General features: G+C 66.6%; 17 protein-coding genes. 12 read left to right on the top strand and 5 right to left on the bottom strand.

What is annotated here, in order from left to right:
• Positions 1 to 3: 3 nt before the first annotated feature.
• Positions 4 to 1,512 (top strand): leucyl aminopeptidase, encoded by a 1,509-nt coding sequence (locus OHS03_RS03615; protein ID WP_328660774.1) that lies wholly within the window; start codon positions 4 to 6, stop codon positions 1,510 to 1,512.
• On the opposite strand, the gene OHS03_RS03610 is transcribed toward OHS03_RS03615, so the two are convergent.
• A complete protein-coding gene (locus OHS03_RS03610; RefSeq protein ID WP_056816674.1) occupies positions 1,513 to 1,863 on the bottom strand; it encodes a hypothetical protein in 351 nt (116 codons plus the stop codon).
• Between the two features lie 232 nt (positions 1,864 to 2,095).
• On the opposite strand from OHS03_RS03610, the gene sucB reads away from it, so the two are divergent.
• The 6 genes from sucB to ppnP are packed head-to-tail and all read left to right on the top strand — an operon-like array spanning position 2,096 to position 7,437.
• Positions 2,096 to 3,856 (top strand): 2-oxoglutarate dehydrogenase, E2 component, dihydrolipoamide succinyltransferase, encoded by a 1,761-nt coding sequence (sucB, locus tag OHS03_RS03605; RefSeq protein WP_328660772.1) that lies wholly within the window; start codon positions 2,096 to 2,098, stop codon positions 3,854 to 3,856.
• 12 nt (positions 3,857 to 3,868) lie between these two features.
• Complete coding sequence (locus OHS03_RS03600; protein ID WP_328660770.1) at positions 3,869 to 4,762, top strand: TIGR01777 family oxidoreductase; 894 nt, start codon at positions 3,869 to 3,871, stop codon at positions 4,760 to 4,762.
• 8 nt (positions 4,763 to 4,770) lie between these two features.
• Positions 4,771 to 5,274: a GNAT family N-acetyltransferase gene (locus OHS03_RS03595; protein ID WP_328660768.1), complete on the top strand. Its 504-nt coding sequence runs from the start codon at positions 4,771 to 4,773 to the stop codon at positions 5,272 to 5,274.
• A 44-nt stretch (positions 5,275 to 5,318) separates the two neighbouring features.
• Positions 5,319 to 6,068, top strand: a complete 750-nt coding sequence (lipB, locus tag OHS03_RS03590) for a lipoyl(octanoyl) transferase LipB (protein WP_328660766.1) — start codon at positions 5,319 to 5,321, stop codon at positions 6,066 to 6,068.
• A complete protein-coding gene (lipA, locus tag OHS03_RS03585; protein ID WP_328660764.1) occupies positions 6,065 to 7,087 on the top strand; it encodes a lipoyl synthase in 1,023 nt (340 codons plus the stop codon). Before lipB ends, lipA begins: the two co-directional genes overlap by 4 nt.
• Positions 7,088 to 7,125: 38 nt before the next feature.
• Positions 7,126 to 7,437 (top strand): pyrimidine/purine nucleoside phosphorylase, encoded by a 312-nt coding sequence (ppnP, locus tag OHS03_RS03580; protein ID WP_328660762.1) that lies wholly within the window; start codon positions 7,126 to 7,128, stop codon positions 7,435 to 7,437.
• Positions 7,438 to 7,485: 48 nt separating this feature from the next.
• On the opposite strand, the gene OHS03_RS03575 is transcribed toward ppnP, so the two are convergent.
• From OHS03_RS03575 to OHS03_RS03565, 3 genes are all read right to left on the bottom strand, one after another.
• Positions 7,486 to 8,019, bottom strand: coding sequence for a hypothetical protein (locus OHS03_RS03575; protein ID WP_062991977.1), 534 nt, complete (start codon positions 8,017 to 8,019; stop codon positions 7,486 to 7,488).
• Between the two features lie 80 nt (positions 8,020 to 8,099).
• Positions 8,100 to 8,840 (bottom strand): glucose 1-dehydrogenase, encoded by a 741-nt coding sequence (locus OHS03_RS03570; RefSeq protein ID WP_056816690.1) that lies wholly within the window; start codon positions 8,838 to 8,840, stop codon positions 8,100 to 8,102.
• A 137-nt stretch (positions 8,841 to 8,977) separates the two neighbouring features.
• A complete protein-coding gene (locus OHS03_RS03565) occupies positions 8,978 to 9,619 on the bottom strand; it encodes a VldE C-terminal domain-containing protein (protein ID WP_328660761.1) in 642 nt (213 codons plus the stop codon).
• Positions 9,620 to 10,086: 467 nt separating this feature from the next.
• Here OHS03_RS03565 and OHS03_RS03560 point away from each other — a divergent pair, with 467 nt between their 5' ends.
• On the top strand, positions 10,087 to 11,505 hold the full coding sequence (locus tag OHS03_RS03560; RefSeq protein ID WP_328660759.1) for a WGR domain-containing protein: 1,419 nt from the start codon (positions 10,087 to 10,089) through the stop codon (positions 11,503 to 11,505).
• 297 nt (positions 11,506 to 11,802) lie between these two features.
• Here the strand turns inward: OHS03_RS03560 and OHS03_RS03555 are convergent, their stop codons facing one another.
• On the bottom strand, positions 11,803 to 12,522 hold the full coding sequence (locus OHS03_RS03555; RefSeq protein ID WP_328660757.1) for a TetR/AcrR family transcriptional regulator: 720 nt from the start codon (positions 12,520 to 12,522) through the stop codon (positions 11,803 to 11,805).
• A gap of 103 nt (positions 12,523 to 12,625) precedes the next feature.
• Here OHS03_RS03555 and OHS03_RS03550 point away from each other — a divergent pair, with 103 nt between their 5' ends.
• The 4 genes from OHS03_RS03550 (at position 12,626) to OHS03_RS03535 (ending at position 15,975) form a co-directional block, all read left to right on the top strand.
• Positions 12,626 to 12,841 carry a hypothetical protein gene (locus OHS03_RS03550; protein ID WP_328660754.1) on the top strand — a complete coding sequence of 72 codons (216 nt, stop codon included), beginning with the start codon at positions 12,626 to 12,628 and terminating at the stop codon, positions 12,839 to 12,841.
• Complete coding sequence (locus tag OHS03_RS03545; protein WP_328660753.1) at positions 12,838 to 14,343, top strand: hypothetical protein; 1,506 nt, start codon at positions 12,838 to 12,840, stop codon at positions 14,341 to 14,343. The genes OHS03_RS03550 and OHS03_RS03545 overlap by 4 nt, the downstream gene beginning before the upstream one ends.
• A 223-nt stretch (positions 14,344 to 14,566) precedes the next feature.
• Entirely contained in the window at positions 14,567 to 14,866 is a 300-nt protein-coding gene (locus OHS03_RS03540) for a type II toxin-antitoxin system RelE/ParE family toxin (protein WP_328660750.1), read from the top strand.
• 26 nt (positions 14,867 to 14,892) lie between these two features.
• Complete coding sequence (locus OHS03_RS03535) at positions 14,893 to 15,975, top strand: HigA family addiction module antitoxin (RefSeq protein WP_328660748.1); 1,083 nt, start codon at positions 14,893 to 14,895, stop codon at positions 15,973 to 15,975.
• Positions 15,976 to 16,233 lie beyond the last annotated feature (258 nt).

The raw sequence follows: 16,233 nt of genomic DNA, 5'->3' as shown, positions 1-16,233 counted from the left end.
GCAATGACCGCAGTCGCAGATCGTTCACTCGGACCAGAATTGGCGCGCACCGAAACCATCGCCCCCGACACCGACGTGCTGGTGATCGGGTTGACGTCGTCGGAGAACGGCCCCGCCATCGTCCCCGCCGACCTGTTCGGCGACGTACTCACCGCCGAGGTCCGCGCGGAACTGCTGGACGCACTCGGCGCGGTCGGCGCCAAGGGCAAGCCGGAGGAACTCACCCGGGTGCCCGCGCCGTCGTCCCTGGCCGACGTCACCAGCGTGCTCGCCGTGGGACTCGGCGCAGCCGACAAGGTCGACGCCGAACAGGTGCGCCGCAGCGCCGGCGTCGCCGGTCGCGCGCTCAGTGGCACCGAACTCGTCGCCACCACCCTGTCCGGCATCGATCTCGGTGCCGCGGCCGAAGGTTTCTACCTCGGCGCCTACACCTTCTCCACCTTCAAGTCCAAGAGCGCGCCCAAGCCGGACGAGCGGCCGGTGGTCCGCGTCGAGTTGCTGGTTCCCGAACCGGAATTCGGCGCCCTCGAACTGCTGCGCGCCCAGCTGGTCGCCGAGGCCATCGCCACCGCGCGCGATTTCGTGAACACCCCGCCGAGCGCGCTGTACCCCGCCGAGTTCGCAGACCGGGCCCGGGTGCTCGCCGAAGCGGCGGGCCTCGAGGTCGAGGTGCTCGACGAGAACGCCCTCGCCGCAGCCGGTTACGGCGGCATCATCGGCGTCGGCCAGGGTTCCTCGCGTCCGCCGCGACTGGTGCGCATCACCTACGCGGGCGGCCCGAAGAAGGTCGCGCTCGTCGGTAAGGGCATCACCTTCGACACCGGCGGCATCTCGATCAAGCCCGCCGCCAACATGGAGAACATGACCTCCGACATGGCGGGCGCCGCGGCGGTCGTCGCGACCGTGCTGCTGGCCGGGCGCCTCGGCCTGCCGGTCACCGTCACCGCGACCGTCCCGATGGCCGAGAACATGCCGTCGGCTACCGCGCAGCGCCCCGGCGACGTGCTCACCCAGTACGGCGGCACCACCGTCGAGGTCATCAACACCGACGCCGAAGGCCGCCTCATCCTGGCCGACGCCATCGTGCGCGCGGTCGAGGACGAGCCCGACTACCTGATCGACGTCGCCACCCTCACCGGCGCGCAGATGGTCGCGCTCGGCACCCGCACCCCCGGCGTGATGGGCACCGACGAATTCCGCGACCGCGTTGCCGCGATCTCGCGCTCGGTCGGCGAGAACGGCTGGGCCATGCCCCTTCCGGCCGAGCTGCGCGCCGACCTCAACTCCAAGGTCGCCGATCTGGCCAATGTCGCGCCGCACCGCTGGGGCGGCATGCTCTCGGCCGCGCTGTTCCTCAAGGACTTCGTGCCCGAGGGCGTGCAGTGGGCCCACCTCGACGTCGCGGGTCCGGCCTACAACACCGGCGGCCCGTTCGGCTACATCGGCAAGGGCGGCACCGGTGTCCCGGTGCGCACGCTCATCACCGTGATCGAGCAGATCGGCGCGGAGTAGTCACTCCTCCAGCTCGGCTTCGCGAGCCCGCCGCTCCTCGATGCGGCGGCGGGCATCGAAGTCGCGCATGCGTTGCGGGTAGCCGGTGCGGTTGACGTCGTAGACCGGAATCTTCAACGCACCGGCCAACCGGCGCGCGCCTTTTTCGCCGACGATGCGACGGGTCCATTCACCGTCCGCGGCCACCAATACGGCTGTGACATCGGTCACAGTCGTTTTCGGTTCGACGAAGGCTTCGACGCCACGCCGCGTGCGCGCCCAGTCCGCCAGGGCGCTCACCTCCGACGCGCGCTCGCGAGCGCCTGACCTGCTCGCACCGCGCCCACCACGGAAACGATCCAGCAAACCCATCCCGCTCGACCTCCTACATTCCGGCGGAATTCTGCTCACCGCCGTACATTCCATGGTGCCAGCTTCGCCCGGATCGCCGCCCTGCGCTACACCCGCGACGGACGAGTGCAAGGATGGTTGCCGGAACAAGAACCAACGTTTCCCGGGTGCTCCGCCGAGACCGGCGGGGTGGACGAAAGCCGCGACCCGCGACGGATGTCCGCCGGGTACACACTCAGAGGAGTCAGAGGACATGGCCTTCTCCGTCCAGATGCCAGCCCTTGGTGAGAGCGTCACCGAGGGCACGGTGACCAGGTGGCTGAAGCAGGAAGGAGACACGGTCGAGGTCGACGAACCGCTGCTCGAAGTCTCCACCGACAAGGTCGACACCGAGATCCCTTCGCCGACCGCGGGCGTGCTCTCCAAGATCGTCGCCCAGGAAGACGACATCGTCGAGGTCGGCGGTGAACTCGGCGTGATCAGCGATGCCGGCGAAACCCCCGCCACCGCTCCTGCGCCTGCTTCCGCGCCCGCCGCCCCCGAGCCGGCCCCCGAACCCGAGCCCGCCGCGCAGGCCCCCGCCGCCGAGGCTCCCGCCCCGACTGCCGCGCCTGCCGCGTCCGCCGGATCCGGAACGCCCGTGAAGATGCCCGAACTGGGCGAGTCGGTCACCGAGGGCACCGTTACCCGCTGGCTCAAGGCCGTGGGTGACACCGTCGCCGTCGACGAGCCGCTGCTCGAGGTGTCCACCGACAAGGTCGACACCGAGATCCCTTCGCCGGTCGCGGGCACGCTGCTCGAGATCACGGCGCAGGAAGACGACGTCGTCGATGTGGGTGGTCAGTTGGGTGTGATCGGTAGCGGTCAGCCCGCGGCCGCAGCTCCTGCCCCCGAGCCCGAACCGGCTCCCGAGCCCGAACCGGCTCCTGAGCCCAAGGCGGCACCGGCTCCCGAGCCCGCCGCCGCGGCGCCCGCGCCGAAGCCTGCACCGGCTCCCAAGCCCGCTCCGGCTCCGGCTCCCAAGCCCGCGTCCGCTCCTGCCCCGGCTTCGGCCAACGGCAGCACCCCGTACGTGACGCCGCTGGTCCGCAAGCTGGCCGACGAGAACAACGTCGACCTGTCGAGCATCACCGGTTCCGGTGTCGGCGGCCGCATCCGCAAGCAGGATGTACTCGCCGCCGCCGAGGCCAAGAAGGCGCCCGCCGAGGCACCGGCTCCGGCCGCTGCACCCGCGGCACCCGCGGCACCCGCGGCCCCGGCCAAGCAGTCCGCCGCCCCGAAGCTGGCCGCCCTCGTCGGCACCACGCAGAAGGCGAGCCGGATCCGTCAGATCACCGCGACCAAGACGCTCGAATCGCTGCAGAGCACCGCGCAGCTGACCCAGGTCCACGAGGCCGACGTCACCAAGATCGCGCATCTGCGTCAGCTCGCGAAGGCGTCGTTCAAGGCACGGGAGGGCGTCAACCTGACGTACCTGCCGTTCTTCGCGAAGGCCGTCGTCGAGGCGCTCGGTGTGCACCCGAACGTGAACGCGTCCTACAACCAGGACACCAAGGAGATCACCTACCACGCGTCGGTGCACCTGGGGATCGCGGTCGACACCGAGCAGGGTCTGCTCTCGCCGGTCATCCACAACGCCAGCGACCTGTCGCTGGCCGGTCTGGCCCGCGCGATCGCCGACATCGCCAACCGCGCGCGCACCGGTGGGCTCAAGCCCGACGAGCTGTCCGGTGGCACCTTCACCATCACCAATATCGGTAGCGAGGGCGCGCTCTTCGACACCCCGATCCTGCTCCCGCCGCAAGCGGGCATGCTCGGCACCGGCGCGATCGTGAAGCGCCCGGTGGTGGTCACCGACGAGGCCGGTGGCGAGTCCATCGGCGTGCGCTCGATGGTGTACCTGCCGCTCACCTACGATCACCGTCTCATCGACGGTGCCGACGCGGGCCGGTTCGTCTCCACCATCAAGCACCGCTTGGAAGATTCGGCGTTCGAGGCCGATCTCGGCCTGTAGCCGAGGAATTCGATGAAGGTGGTCATCGCCGGTTCCTCCGGCCTGATCGGGACGGCGCTCGTCGCGGCACTACGCCGCGACGGGCACCAGGTCTCCCGCTTGGTGCGCCGCACTGCGGCCGCACCGGACGAATTCGCGTGGGATCCCGCGCGCGCCCAGCTCGACGAGCGGGCGTTGCGCGGGGCCGACGCGGTCGTGAACCTGTGCGGTGTCGGCATCGGTGATCGCCGCTGGAACGGCACCTACAAGCAGTTGCTCCGTGACAGCCGCATCACCCCCACCGACGTGCTGGCCACCGCGGTCGCCGCCGCCGGCGTGCCGACACTGATCAACGCCAGCGGCGCGCACTACTACGGCGGCGAGACCGGTGACGCCGTCGTCGACGAGACATCACCCGCCGGAACAGATTTCCTGGCCATGCTGTGCCGGGACTGGGAAGCCGCCACCGAACCGGCAGCCGAAGCGGGTGTGCGCACCGTGCTGATCCGCAGCGCCGTGGTGCTCGCCCGCAACGGCGGCCTGCTCAGCAAGCTGCAACCGCTGTACTTCGTCGGCCTGGGCGGACGACTCGGCAGCGGCCGCCAATACTTCCCGTGGATCTCCCTCGACGACGAGGTCGGCGCCATCGTCTTCGCGCTCACCCACCCCGAGCTCTCCGGCCCGATCAACGCCACGGGCCCCGCCCCCGTCACCAACGCGGAATTCAACCGCGCCCTCGGCCGCGCACTGCATCGGCCGACCCCGTTCATCGTCCCCGGTTTCGCCGTGCAAGCCCTGGTCGGCGAGCTGGCCGACTCGATCCTGCACGGCCCACGCGCCATCCCCTCGGTGCTGGAGGAGGCCGGGTACACCTACCAGCACCCGACCCTCGGCGCCGCCCTGTCCGCCGCCGTCGGCAGACAGTGAGCCCATCGATGCTGATTCGCGACGCCGACAAGGCCGATCTCCCCGCCGTGCTCGCCATCCACAACACCAACATCGCCGAGTCGACCGCGATCTGGGACACCGACGAAGTCGACCTGGACGACCGCCTCGCCTGGTTCGCCACCCGCGCCGCCGCCGCCATGCCGATCCTCGTCGCCGAGATCGACGGCGAGGTCGCCGGCTACGCCTCCTACGGCCAGTGGCGCCCCAAATCCGGCTACCGCTTCACCGTCGAGAACTCCGTCTACGTGGACAACCAGTTCCAGCGCCGCGGCGTAGCCACCACCCTGCTCACCGAATTGATCGCGCGCGCAACAGATTCCGGCCGCGTCCACGCCATGATCGCCGCTATCGAGTCCGGCAACAGCGCGTCGATCGTCCTGCACGAACGCTTCGGCTTCCACACCGTCGGCGAACTCCCCGAGGTCGGCCACAAATTCGGCCGCTGGATGGATCTGACCCTGATGCAGCGCACCTTCCCGATCGAACCCTGACACCCTCTTTGGCCTCCTCGGTCCCCCGGCGTAACGTCAGAACGGTGAACGACACGCGCCCCACCGCGTCCGCTCGATTCGATTCGACCCCGATCGTGGTCGAGGATCTCGGACTCATCGACTATCACGCCGCCTGGGAGCTGCAACGGCAGACCGCCGATCAGCGCGCCGCAGGCGAAGGCGACGATCGGCTGTTCGTGCTCGAGCACCCGTCGGTCTACACCGCGGGCCGCCGCACCGAGGCCGAGGATCTGCCGATCGACGGCAGCCCGGTGGTGCAGGTCGACCGCGGCGGCAAGATCACCTGGCACGGACCCGGCCAGCTGGTCGGCTACCCGATCATTCGCCTCGCCGAGCCCGTCGACGTCGTCCACTACGTCCGGCGCCTGGAAGAGGCACTGATCCAGGTCGTCACCGGTCTGGGCATCACCTGCGGCCGCATCGACGGCCGCTCCGGCGTGTGGCTGCCCGCCACCGAACTGCTCGCCGAGCGCAAGATCGCCGCGATCGGGGTGCGCGTGCAGCGCGGCGTCGCCCTGCACGGCATCTCCCTGAACTGCAATTCCGCCCTCGACGGCTTCCAGGCGATTGTGCCCTGCGGCATCAAGGACGCCGGCGTCACCACCCTGACCCGCGAACTCGGCCGCGAAGTCACCGTCGCCGAGCTCAAGCCTCTCGTCGCCGCCGCGATTGTTGCCGCGCTCGACGGCGAAATTCCCGTCTCGCCGCATGACATTGATCGCACCACCGCACCGGCGAACGCGCAGGCCCCGAGCGTAGAGTCGGTCCGGTGAGTTCCGTAGACGCCTCTGCCCCCGCCGGACGCAAGCTGCTGCGCATCGAAGCGCGCAATGCGGAGACCCCGATCGAGCGCAAACCCAAGTGGATTCGCACCCGCGCCACCATGGGCCCCGAATACACCGAGCTCAAGAGCCTGGTGAAGTCCGAGGGCCTGCACACGGTCTGCGAAGAAGCGGGCTGCCCCAACATCTTCGAATGCTGGGAAGACCGCGAGGCCACCTTCCTCATCGGCGGTGAACAGTGCACCCGCCGCTGCGATTTCTGCCAGATCGACACCGGCAAGCCCGCCGCCCTCGACCGCGACGAGCCCCGCCGCGTCGCCGAGAGCGTCCAGTCGATGGGCCTGCGCTACTCCACCATCACCGGCGTCGCCCGCGACGACCTCGACGACGGCGGCGCCTGGCTCTACGCCGAGACCGTGCGCGCCATCAAGGCGATCAACCCCGCCACCGGCGTCGAACTCCTCATCCCCGACTTCAACGCCGACCCCGCGCAGCTCGCCGAGGTCTTCTCGTCGCGCCCCGAGGTCCTCGCGCACAACCTGGAAACGGTGCCGCGCATCTTCAAGCGCATCCGCCCCGCCTTCCGCTACGAGCGCTCCCTCGCCGTGCTCACCGCCGCCCGCGAGGCAGGTCTGGTCACCAAGTCCAACCTCATCCTCGGCATGGGCGAAACCCCCGACGAGGTCACCGAGGCGATGCGCGACCTCCACGAAGCGGGCTGCGACATCCTCACCATCACCCAGTACCTGCGCCCCAGCCCCCGTCACCACCCGGTCGACCGCTGGGTGAAGCCGGAGGAATTCGTCGAGCACTCCCGGGTCGCCGAAGAACTCGGCTTCGCCGGCGTCATGGCAGGCCCCTTGGTCCGCTCCTCCTACCGCGCGGGCCGCCTCTACGCCCAGGCGATGACCCACCACGGCCGCGAGATCCCCGAAGCCATGGCCCACCTCGCCAAGGAAGGCACCGCCTCCCAGGAAGCCAGCTCGGTCCTGGCCCGCTTCGGCAGCTGACCTAGACTAAGGGTCCCCTCACCCCCTCGGAAGGACCCATGTCGAAGTTCGAGAACGTCTCCGTCAGCAAGAAGGCCAACGTCTACTTCGACGGCAAATGCGTCAGCTACAGCCTCGAGTTGCCCGATGGCGCCTCGGTGTCGGTCGGCGTGATCCAGCCGTCGTCGCTCAGCTTCTCCACCAACGCTCCGGAGATCATGGAGCTGGTCGCGGGTGAGGCCAACGTGACGTTGGCCGGTACGACCGAGGCCATCACCTATCGTGCGGGCGAGTCGTTCAAGGTCCCCGGCGACAGCTCGTTCGACATCGAGGTCGTCGACACCCTGCACTACGTCTGCTACTACGGCTGACAAACCCGGATCCGGGGCGACCATCTCGGTCGCCCCGGATCGCCGGATCTACTTCACAAGGAATTCGTCCTTGTACAGCCGGTTGGGCCGCGGGGCGGTAGCCTCGCTCAATTCCACCTGAAAGTCACTCTCGCGCTTGGTCCTCGGTCGGTAACTGCCACCGAAGGTGACCATCACCGACCCACCGACCCCGGTCGTTCCGCGAGCCGACGTCGTTTCCCGGCCGGCGTTGAACACCGTCGCCACATCGCGTCCGTCGTTGCCGACAGCGATCTTGCCGTCATGGAAGAACTGCACGAAGGTCCCGTTGTCCGCGCCGACGGTGGCAGCCACCGTGTGCCCCTTCTCGGGGTCGAGCTCGAACTCCGCATCACACTGCTGACGCCGATCCACGGGACCGGGCTCACCTAGCGTGCGCCCGATTCCGAGCAGCACAGTCTCGCCGAGAGCGTTGTGCCGCTCGCGACCTTCTTCGGTCCACAGGTGGGTGGTCGACCAAACCTTCACGCGCCCGTCATCGAAAAGCGACACCCGGTCGTCGGTGCCGTTGCTGATCAGATATTTCGCACTGTTGGGGGCCATACTCCCCATCTTCCTCGCTTTCGCGCGCCGAGATCACCCGTTCGGGTGAGTCGATCGCCCAAAACGCGCTTCATGCCAGGTCAGAAGCTTTTGTGCGGTACACCAACGGTAAGACCACCGTCCACCACGAACTCCGCGCCGGTCGAATACGAGGACTCGTCGGACGCCAGATACGCCACCAGCGCCGACACCTCATCCGGCTCGGCCGCCCGCGCGAGCGGAATCTGCAGGAAGTCCGCGGGAATCCCCTCGGTCATCGGCGTGGAAATCAGTCCCGGATGCACCGAATTCACCCGAATCCCCTGCGGCGCGAGCTCGAGTGCCGCCGACTTGGTGAGCCCACGCACCGCGAATTTTGTCGCCGTGTATCCGTGCAGACCCGGACTACCCCGCATCCCCTCCACCGAGGAGATGTTCACAATCGACCCGCCACCAGCGGCTTTCATCGCCGGAACAGCCGCCTGCATCCCGAGAAACGTCCCGGTCAGATTGATATCGATAATCCGCTGCCACTCGTCCAACGCGAAGTCCACCAACAGATTCCCATTGACGATCCCCGCATTGTTCACCAGCACATGCAGCCCACCGAACTCCTCGACCGCCGCCGCCACAGCCCCCGCCCACTGCTCCGGCTCACGAACATCGAGATGCCGATACACCACCGCATCCCCGAGTTCCTTTGCCACCGCGGCGCCTTCGTCGTCGAGAACGTCCCCGATCACCACCGACGCCCCCTCGGCGACAAACCGCCGAGCATGCGCCGCCCCCATCCCCCGAGCCCCACCACTGATCACCGCAACCTTGCCGGCCAACCGTCCCATGTCCGCATACTCCTTCGTCGAATCGAACCCCTCACACCGTATGAGGATGGTCCGCACGAATGGGCAGTATTGCTAGAACACGTTCCAATTTTGCTCAGTGGGCGGCGACTCGTCCCCAGGCCGACCGCGAGCTGATATCAGCAGGCGATGTTGGCCGCGCCTGACGACTGGAACGAAATATGCACATGGTCATAGTGATTCTGCGTCGGGCTGCCGCGATCCTCCATGTAGGACCAGCCGTTACCGTCGTTGTATCGCTGCTGCCAGATCACATAGGTGACACCGAAGCGCGCCTTGTTGGCCAGGACGAAATCCGCGATGGTGTTACCCAGAGCAAGGTTGCCCGTCATCACATCGAGCGCTTGTCCCGCGCCGTGGTCGCCGTCATAACGACCGTGTGCACCACCGATATCCGAGACTCCGAACATCTTCTGCAGCAGGTGACCGACCTGCGCCACATGCGGCAGAGTCCCGTTGAACTCCGTCCCGCACAAAACCTTCACCTTCAGCGCCGACAATGCGGCCAGTTCGTCATCGGCCCTGACAATCGGCCCCGGCTGCGGCGCATCGTGCATCGGCGCGGCAGCGATCGGGTCGAGTTCGATGGCCGAAGTCGACAGCGGTTCGACCGAAGCCACTGCCTCGACCTCCGCCCCACCCGGCCGCATCACCATCATCAACATGCCGGGAATGGTTGCCGCGAGACTGCATACGGCCAGCGGCATGCGGCTCTTGGGAGCCGACGTTTTGCGATGCGAAGCAGTCACGATGTAGATCACCAGTCGTTGTCGAGAACAGGTCACTGTAAGATTACGAAACGGTCGCGGAAATGTCACGCCCAGACGCACACTACACAGTCGGACCAGCATCTATCACCCGAAGCGATCTCGCAATCCTTTCGCCGCGTGTCGTTATCAAGACGGCCTGTCGCGACGCAAGGCGCTTCAACTGTCGCTCATGTCACCGGCTCGACTCGTCGACATAACAAGGATCGGGATCCATCGCCTCCCACGAACCCATCGGTCATCGCCGCGATCCCACTATCCAGGCGGCTTGTGCGCAGTCGGGGTCGAGCTGCCGACGCGCCCGATCAGCTTGTTCACCGCGCAGGCGGCCCCAGTGCGGTCGGCTCACATTCGTCTACCCTCCGTCGGCCGGATTCCCCACCGCAGACGAGCGCCGCGCCGATGTCGGTGCCCCTTGCTACTTTTCGTGCATTCGATCTCCACGAGCTCAGCGAGGACGCATGACCGCCGAAACCACCTATCTCGAACTGTCCGACGACGCGGGCTCCTCGCACAAGTTCTACGAGGTAGTCGTCACCGGAACGAACGTCAATATCCGCTACGGCCGCATCGGCGAGCAGGGAACGTCCAAAGCGAGCTCCTTCGCCACCGAGGACAAGGCGAAGTCGGCCGCGCAGAAGAAGATCGGCGAAAAGGTGCGCAAGGGCTACGCCGCCGCCGTCATGGGCGCACGCGAACGCCGCACCGTCACCCGCCGCAGCATCACCAGCCAGCGCTCCACCGCCAAGTCGGCCCCCGTGCTGTGGCGTTTCGATTCCGGCGCCGCCGCCTTCGGCATCTTCGTCGACGAGCAGCGCTGCTGGGTCGGCAACGAGGACGGCGAGGTCTTCACCCTCTCCCCCGCCGGCGTCGTCACCAACAGCTACAGACTGCCCGACGCGGTCAAATGCATCGTCGCCGACGACTTCTGGATCTACGCGGGCTGCGACGACGGCCGCGTCTACGACCTGTCCGGCAAGGTCCCCCGCGCCGCCTACGACGTCTCCGCCGACGACGTCTACTGGCTCGACATCCACGACGGCATCCTCGCCGCCTCCGACTCCGCGGGCGGCCTGACCGTCATCGACCACGAAGAGGAATCCCTCTGGTCGGCGCGCAGCAAGGGCAACTCCGGCTGGATGGTCCGCGTCGACCCCACCGGCGTCTACCACGGCCACAGCGCCGGCGTCACCAAGTACCACCTGGAAACCGGCCGCTCACAGTGGAATTCGTCCACCCGCGGCGCGGTCCTGTTCGGCTGGCAGGAATCCGACACCGTCTACGCGGGCACCTCCCACAACCAGGTCGAGGAGATCACCAAGCAGGGCACCGCCACCCGCACCTACCAGTGCGACGCCGCCGTCTTCTCCTGCGCCGCCTCCCCCGACGGCCGCTACGTCTTCGCCGGCGACTCCCACTCCTCGGTCTACTGCTTCGACGCCACCGGCACCCGCCTGTGGAAACTCGCCACCGGCTGCGGCTCCGCCTACTCCATGCAGTACCACGACGAAAAGCTCTACCTGGTCACCACCTCCGGCGCCCTGGCCTGCCTCGACGTCAGCGAATCCGCCATCCGCGACGCCGACCAGGGCGTCCTCCCCACCACCCGCTCGGTGAAAGCCCCCGAATTCTCTGCTGTAGCCCCCAGCACCACCCTCGAACTCACCACCGACGTCGGCACCGGCGTCATCGTCGAATGCCTCCGACACGGCGACTCCCTCCGCGTCCACGTCATCTCCCCCGGCTACGACCCCGGCTGGAACGTCCAATTCCCCCGCGACATCCGCCTCGCCGGCGCCCGCTACGTCGTCGACGCCGTCTCCGAATCCGCCCGAGGCGGCTTCTACCGAGTCCGCGGCGACATCCGCCGCCTGGGCTGAGTCGGTGAACCGACCACGGAAACGTGCTCGAGCTGGCCTATTCCAGGAACAGCAAGCCCGCGCAACATTCGCACTCCGATACCGCCCTCACGACTGACAGGATGACCCCGTCCTGCGCTCGAAGTCTGGCGCGGGTGAGGTTCGCCAGCGAACCTCACCCGCGGCAGTCCACCCGATAGTCGAGCCCTGGTCGTGGTCGATCCGTTTCGTATGAAACCGCAAGCCATGAGATGTTGGCTGCGGCGGGCTGCGTCCCCCGACAGGGTCGGATACAGCTCAGCCTTGGTCGCCGATGCCTCAGACTTCGCCCGTATCCGGGTTCAACGCCGCCAAGGTGACAAAGATCGGCACCTCTGGATCCGCCGCGATCCCCCGCCCGCGCAGAAACGCATCGATCATCCCCCACACCAATTCATGCACCCTACTCACGAATTCACCGGAATTCGGCTCCGTGTCGCTCAACCACAGGTCGGTCAGCACGATCATCACACCGACGATCGCCCGCGCCAGATATTCGATCCCCTCGGCATCAAGGGGAATCGAATCCGCCACCGCCTGAGCTTTTTCCGCGAAGCGACCCGCCACCGCGCCGGCGAGGTCGTACTGACCCGTCACCCCCTCACGGTTGGCGCTCGTCTGCGTCAGGAACCGGAAAACGTTGGGGTGGGCAAGAATTCCGACGGCATAGTCGGCGAGCGCACGATCAATGGCGGCGGTGGGCGGCTGCAACAGCAGGGTCAGGTCGGTTCCTGTCACGGCGAACGCCGAGTCGGCGAATCGTGCACCGATGGCGGCATAGAGGTCACCTTTGTCGGTGAACTGCCGATACAGCCGCGGCTTCGTGATTCCAGCCTCGACCGCGAAAGCATCCATGCTCGGATAAGGCCCGTCCCGATCGAGCACCCGAATCGCGGCGTCGACGATGACATCCCGGCTCACCGGCGGAGGTCGTCGACTGGCACGAGTCACGGTCGGGAACGATACACGTACCAGCAGTACGCTCAGGTCGTCCAACACATCACGCTCCGAGGGCTCTTTACAGAAGGTACCTCGTACCGGCAGTATCGTTGACCGTACCGGCAGTACGAACTACCGGACATCGCATCGAAGGAGACGGTCCGTGTCGGATCCCCTGCGCCAACTCATCACAACACTCGGCGCCCCACCACCACCCGACTTCGCCACCCTCACCCCCGACGAGCTGGCCCTCCTCGACAACTACGTCCGCGCAGCCCTCGACCACCGCAAGGCCGCCCTGGACGACGCCCTCGACTCCGGCATGAGCCTCATCCCCCGCCTGGCCCGCCCCGCCGTGAAGAAGGTGCTAGGACTGTGACCGCGACCCACCACACCACCGTCGAACTCACCAAACTGGCCCGCGTCCTCAACCGCGACCCCTCCGAACTGGCCTTCCTCGCCACCCTCCCACCCACGGCCCTCCGCGAATTCCGCGACCAGATCACCGATCTCGCCGCCCGCCGCGAAGCCCGCCGCATGCAGCGAGTCGGCGCCGCCGCCAAACTGGTCCCCGCCACCATCGCCGCCAAGATCACCGAAGCTGCCTTCGGCCCCGTTCTCGCCGCCGCGCTCGCCGGCTCCGTTGACCCAGCCCGCGCCGTAGCCATCGCCAGCGCCCTCTCCCCCAGTTTCCTAGCCGACGGCACTCTCACCCTCGACCCCCGCCGAGCCGTCGAACTGATCGCCCAGGTCCCCGGCCCGATGGCAGCAGCCGTAGCCAGCGAATTGATCAGCCGCGGCGACTATCTGACAATGGGCAACCTCGCAGGCTCGGTCCCAGACTCAGTCCTCCGCGCAGCCCTCCCCCACGCCTCCGACCTCGACATCCTCCAGGTCGGCTACTACCTCGAGGAAACCTCAGCAGCCGACCGCCTCCTCACCATCGTCACCGACCGCGTCCCCGGCGTCATCCGCGCGACGCACGACGCAGACGAGTGGCCCAAAGCAATCACCCTGCTCGCTCTCCTCGGCCCCACCGAACGCTCCAACCTGGCCAACGTCGTCGCCGCCCAAGACGACGAAGTCATCGACGGCCTACTCGCCGCAGTAGAAGAAGTCGACGCCTGGGACACCCTCCTCCCCGTAGCAGCAGGCATGGCCCCGCAACCCCTACAACGCCTGGCCCAACGCCCAGCCATGCAAAACCCCACCCTCCTCACCAAAATCGCCGACCTAGCCCTAACCCAAAACCTCTGGCTCTCCCTACTCCCCCTAGCCACCCATCTCTCCCCCACTCAACTCCACCCGGTCGCCGCCCGAGTGTCTGCCGAACCCAACGACGCCCTCACCGGACTGATCGAGCAGGCCCACACCGGATCTCAATGGGAGCACCTCATCCCCGTCGCCCTCTCCCTTGACGACGCCGCCCGCACCCGCCTAGCCGCCCTCCCCGTCATGCACCGCCCCGACACCCTCACCGCGGCCGTCCGAGCCACCGCCACCCACAACCTCTGGCCCCAAGCCCTCCCCCTCCTCGCTACCCTCCCCACCGAAACCCACGACACCCTCGCCACCGCCATCACCACTCTCACCGACGACGAATTTCGCGCTGCCGTCCACGCTGGCACCACGGCCTCCCCCACCACCCTCCTGGACCTCGTCCTCCGCCAGCCCACCTCCGACCGCGCCCGATCGTTCGCCCTTCTCGACACGATCCCCGACCTCGAATCCCTGATAGCCACCCTCACCGACGCCGATCTGCCAACTTGGGAAGCCTTGTCCCACATAAAAACCGAGCTCTCCCCCAACCTGCGTACCTTGCTGGCAGAGCACGCAACCCGATGCGAACTCTTCACAATCAGCACACAACTCACACCCTGAAACACTCCCACAGGAAGCTGTCGGTATCCCTTGTCGCGCTTCCCACATGACGGTCTGTGGATGAACCGAACTCATGGCATCCATCATCGACGGAGCGTCGTGGAGTGCCGGAGCCGGCCGAACAGTCGAACGGCGAGTCCGTCGAGGTCAAGATTCGATTTCTTCTCAGCAAACTGCACCTGTAGAGTGGCCATCACCTGTAGGGTGATGGAGGGAGAGCGGAGTGCGACTCGAGTTCGCGAAGGCCGAACTTCGCTCCCTGTGGGAAAGCGAGGCATTCCGAATCAACGGGCTCGCCCCCGAGACAGTGACAGCCTTCCGGAGGAAGGTTCAACTTCTCGAGGCTGCGTCCAGCGAGATGGAGCTACGAAACTTTCGCTCGTTGAATCTAGAGAAGCTGAAGGGCGATCGGCAGGGGCAGTACTCGATCAGGCTGACGCGAAAATGGCGACTGATCCTACAGTTCGAGACTGATGACATAGGACGCACAGTTTTGATACTCGAACTGTGCGACTACCACTGATCCGCCGCGAGGGGAGGCCTGAAACCATGAACGAATACAGAGGGCTACCTGCGCAGGCATTTCCTGCGGGTGATTACCTCCGGGACGAAATCGAAGCTCGGGGCTGGACCGTTTCCGAGTTTGCGCAGATTGTCGGACGCCCCCAGCAGGCGATCTCCGAGATCCTCAACGGACACAAAGAGATCACCGCGGAAACCGCACTCGAGATCGCCGCCGCGACCGACACCGAGGCAAGCACCTGGCTCCGACTCCAGAACACCTATCGACTGTGGCAGCTGTCAAGGATCCCGAACCAGATGCGCACAACGGCGGTTTCGCGCCGCGCCCGCCTCGCCAAGCTGGTCCCGATGCCCGAGTTGCGCAGACGAGGAATCATCCCAGCCGGGGCCGACCTCGACGCAGAGGAAGCTGCGATCCTCGACCTCCTCCAGGTGACAGACCTCGACGCCCCGCCACCCATCAGGCTCGCCGCACGCCGTTCCGAGGAAACTGCACCGATCTCACCACCACAACTGGCATGGATCGCGTGTGTGCGCCGAGAGGCGCAGCGCCGAACCTCCCCACTGCCTGACCTTGGTGATGTTTCCGCGCTCGCTTCGGAGGTGGTCCGGCGAGCGCAGGATCCGGCCAGCTTGTCCCGATTGCCGGAGCTATTTGCGCAATTCGGCATTCGCTTGCTCTACGTTCAGCCGTTCAAATCGGGAAAGATAGACGGTGGCGCCTACCTCGACGACTCGGGCATGCCAGTGATCGGCGTTTCGGGTCGTACACAGCGCATCGACAGCGTGGTATTCACGCTTCTCCACGAACTCGCGCACCTACATCTCGATCATTTGGCCGAAGGCATCACATTGGACTCTGATGTATGTGCGGCCACGGAAAATCAAGCAGAACGCGACGCGGACCGCCTTGCGATGCGTTGGGCCCTGCCGGAAAAGATCAAGCTGATGCCGCCGATTTCCAAACGAGCCGTTGTCCAACGTGCGTCAGAAATGGGCGTTCATCCGGGTCTCATCGTGGGAAGACTGCAATACCAGCAGATCCTGCCCTGGACACACCTACGTGAGTTGACGCCGAACGTGCGCGGATATCTCAGCGCATGGTTGTAGATGGCAGTCTTGCTACCACGCCCTGTCACGGCACCGTCAGCAGCTGCAGGAATCGATGGCCGTACGGCAGCTCGAACAGCACAGCTCGGAACCCGGAATCAAGATCCCCTTGCCTACTCCCCGCGCGCGAGCAGCGAAGTCGTCCTGTAGCGCCCGGAACTTGTTGATCTTGCTCAGCGTCGTTTCGGAGGGTCTCATCGAAGTCTTGCGCCACGTCTGACACTTCGGTTGATCCGACCGCAACACGGTGGTCCCGCT

The sequence above is a fragment of the Nocardia salmonicida genome, from assembly GCF_036142455.1.
Taxonomy (GTDB): Bacteria; Actinomycetota; Actinomycetes; order Mycobacteriales; family Mycobacteriaceae; genus Nocardia; species Nocardia salmonicida.
Note: the sequence above shows the minus strand (reverse complement) of the source record. Positions and strands in the feature narration are given on the sequence as shown.

Excerpts from the sequence above, each read along its gene's own strand:
- OHS03_RS03615 (WP_328660774.1), top strand. The coding sequence starts at position 4 with ATGACCGCAGTCGCAGATCGTTCACTCGGACCAGAATTGGCGCGCACC.
- OHS03_RS03610 (WP_056816674.1), bottom strand. The coding sequence starts at position 1,863 with ATGGGTTTGCTGGATCGTTTCCGTGGTGGGCGCGGTGCGAGCAGGTCA.
- sucB (WP_328660772.1), top strand. The coding sequence starts at position 2,096 with ATGGCCTTCTCCGTCCAGATGCCAGCCCTTGGTGAGAGCGTCACCGAG.
- OHS03_RS03600 (WP_328660770.1), top strand. The coding sequence starts at position 3,869 with ATGAAGGTGGTCATCGCCGGTTCCTCCGGCCTGATCGGGACGGCGCTC.
- OHS03_RS03595 (WP_328660768.1), top strand. The coding sequence starts at position 4,771 with ATGCTGATTCGCGACGCCGACAAGGCCGATCTCCCCGCCGTGCTCGCC.
- ppnP (WP_328660762.1), top strand. The coding sequence starts at position 7,126 with ATGTCGAAGTTCGAGAACGTCTCCGTCAGCAAGAAGGCCAACGTCTAC.
- OHS03_RS03575 (WP_062991977.1), bottom strand. The coding sequence starts at position 8,019 with ATGGCCCCCAACAGTGCGAAATATCTGATCAGCAACGGCACCGACGAC.
- OHS03_RS03570 (WP_056816690.1), bottom strand. The coding sequence starts at position 8,840 with ATGGGACGGTTGGCCGGCAAGGTTGCGGTGATCAGTGGTGGGGCTCGG.
- OHS03_RS03560 (WP_328660759.1), top strand. The coding sequence starts at position 10,087 with ATGACCGCCGAAACCACCTATCTCGAACTGTCCGACGACGCGGGCTCC.
- OHS03_RS03535 (WP_328660748.1), top strand. The coding sequence starts at position 14,893 with ATGAACGAATACAGAGGGCTACCTGCGCAGGCATTTCCTGCGGGTGAT.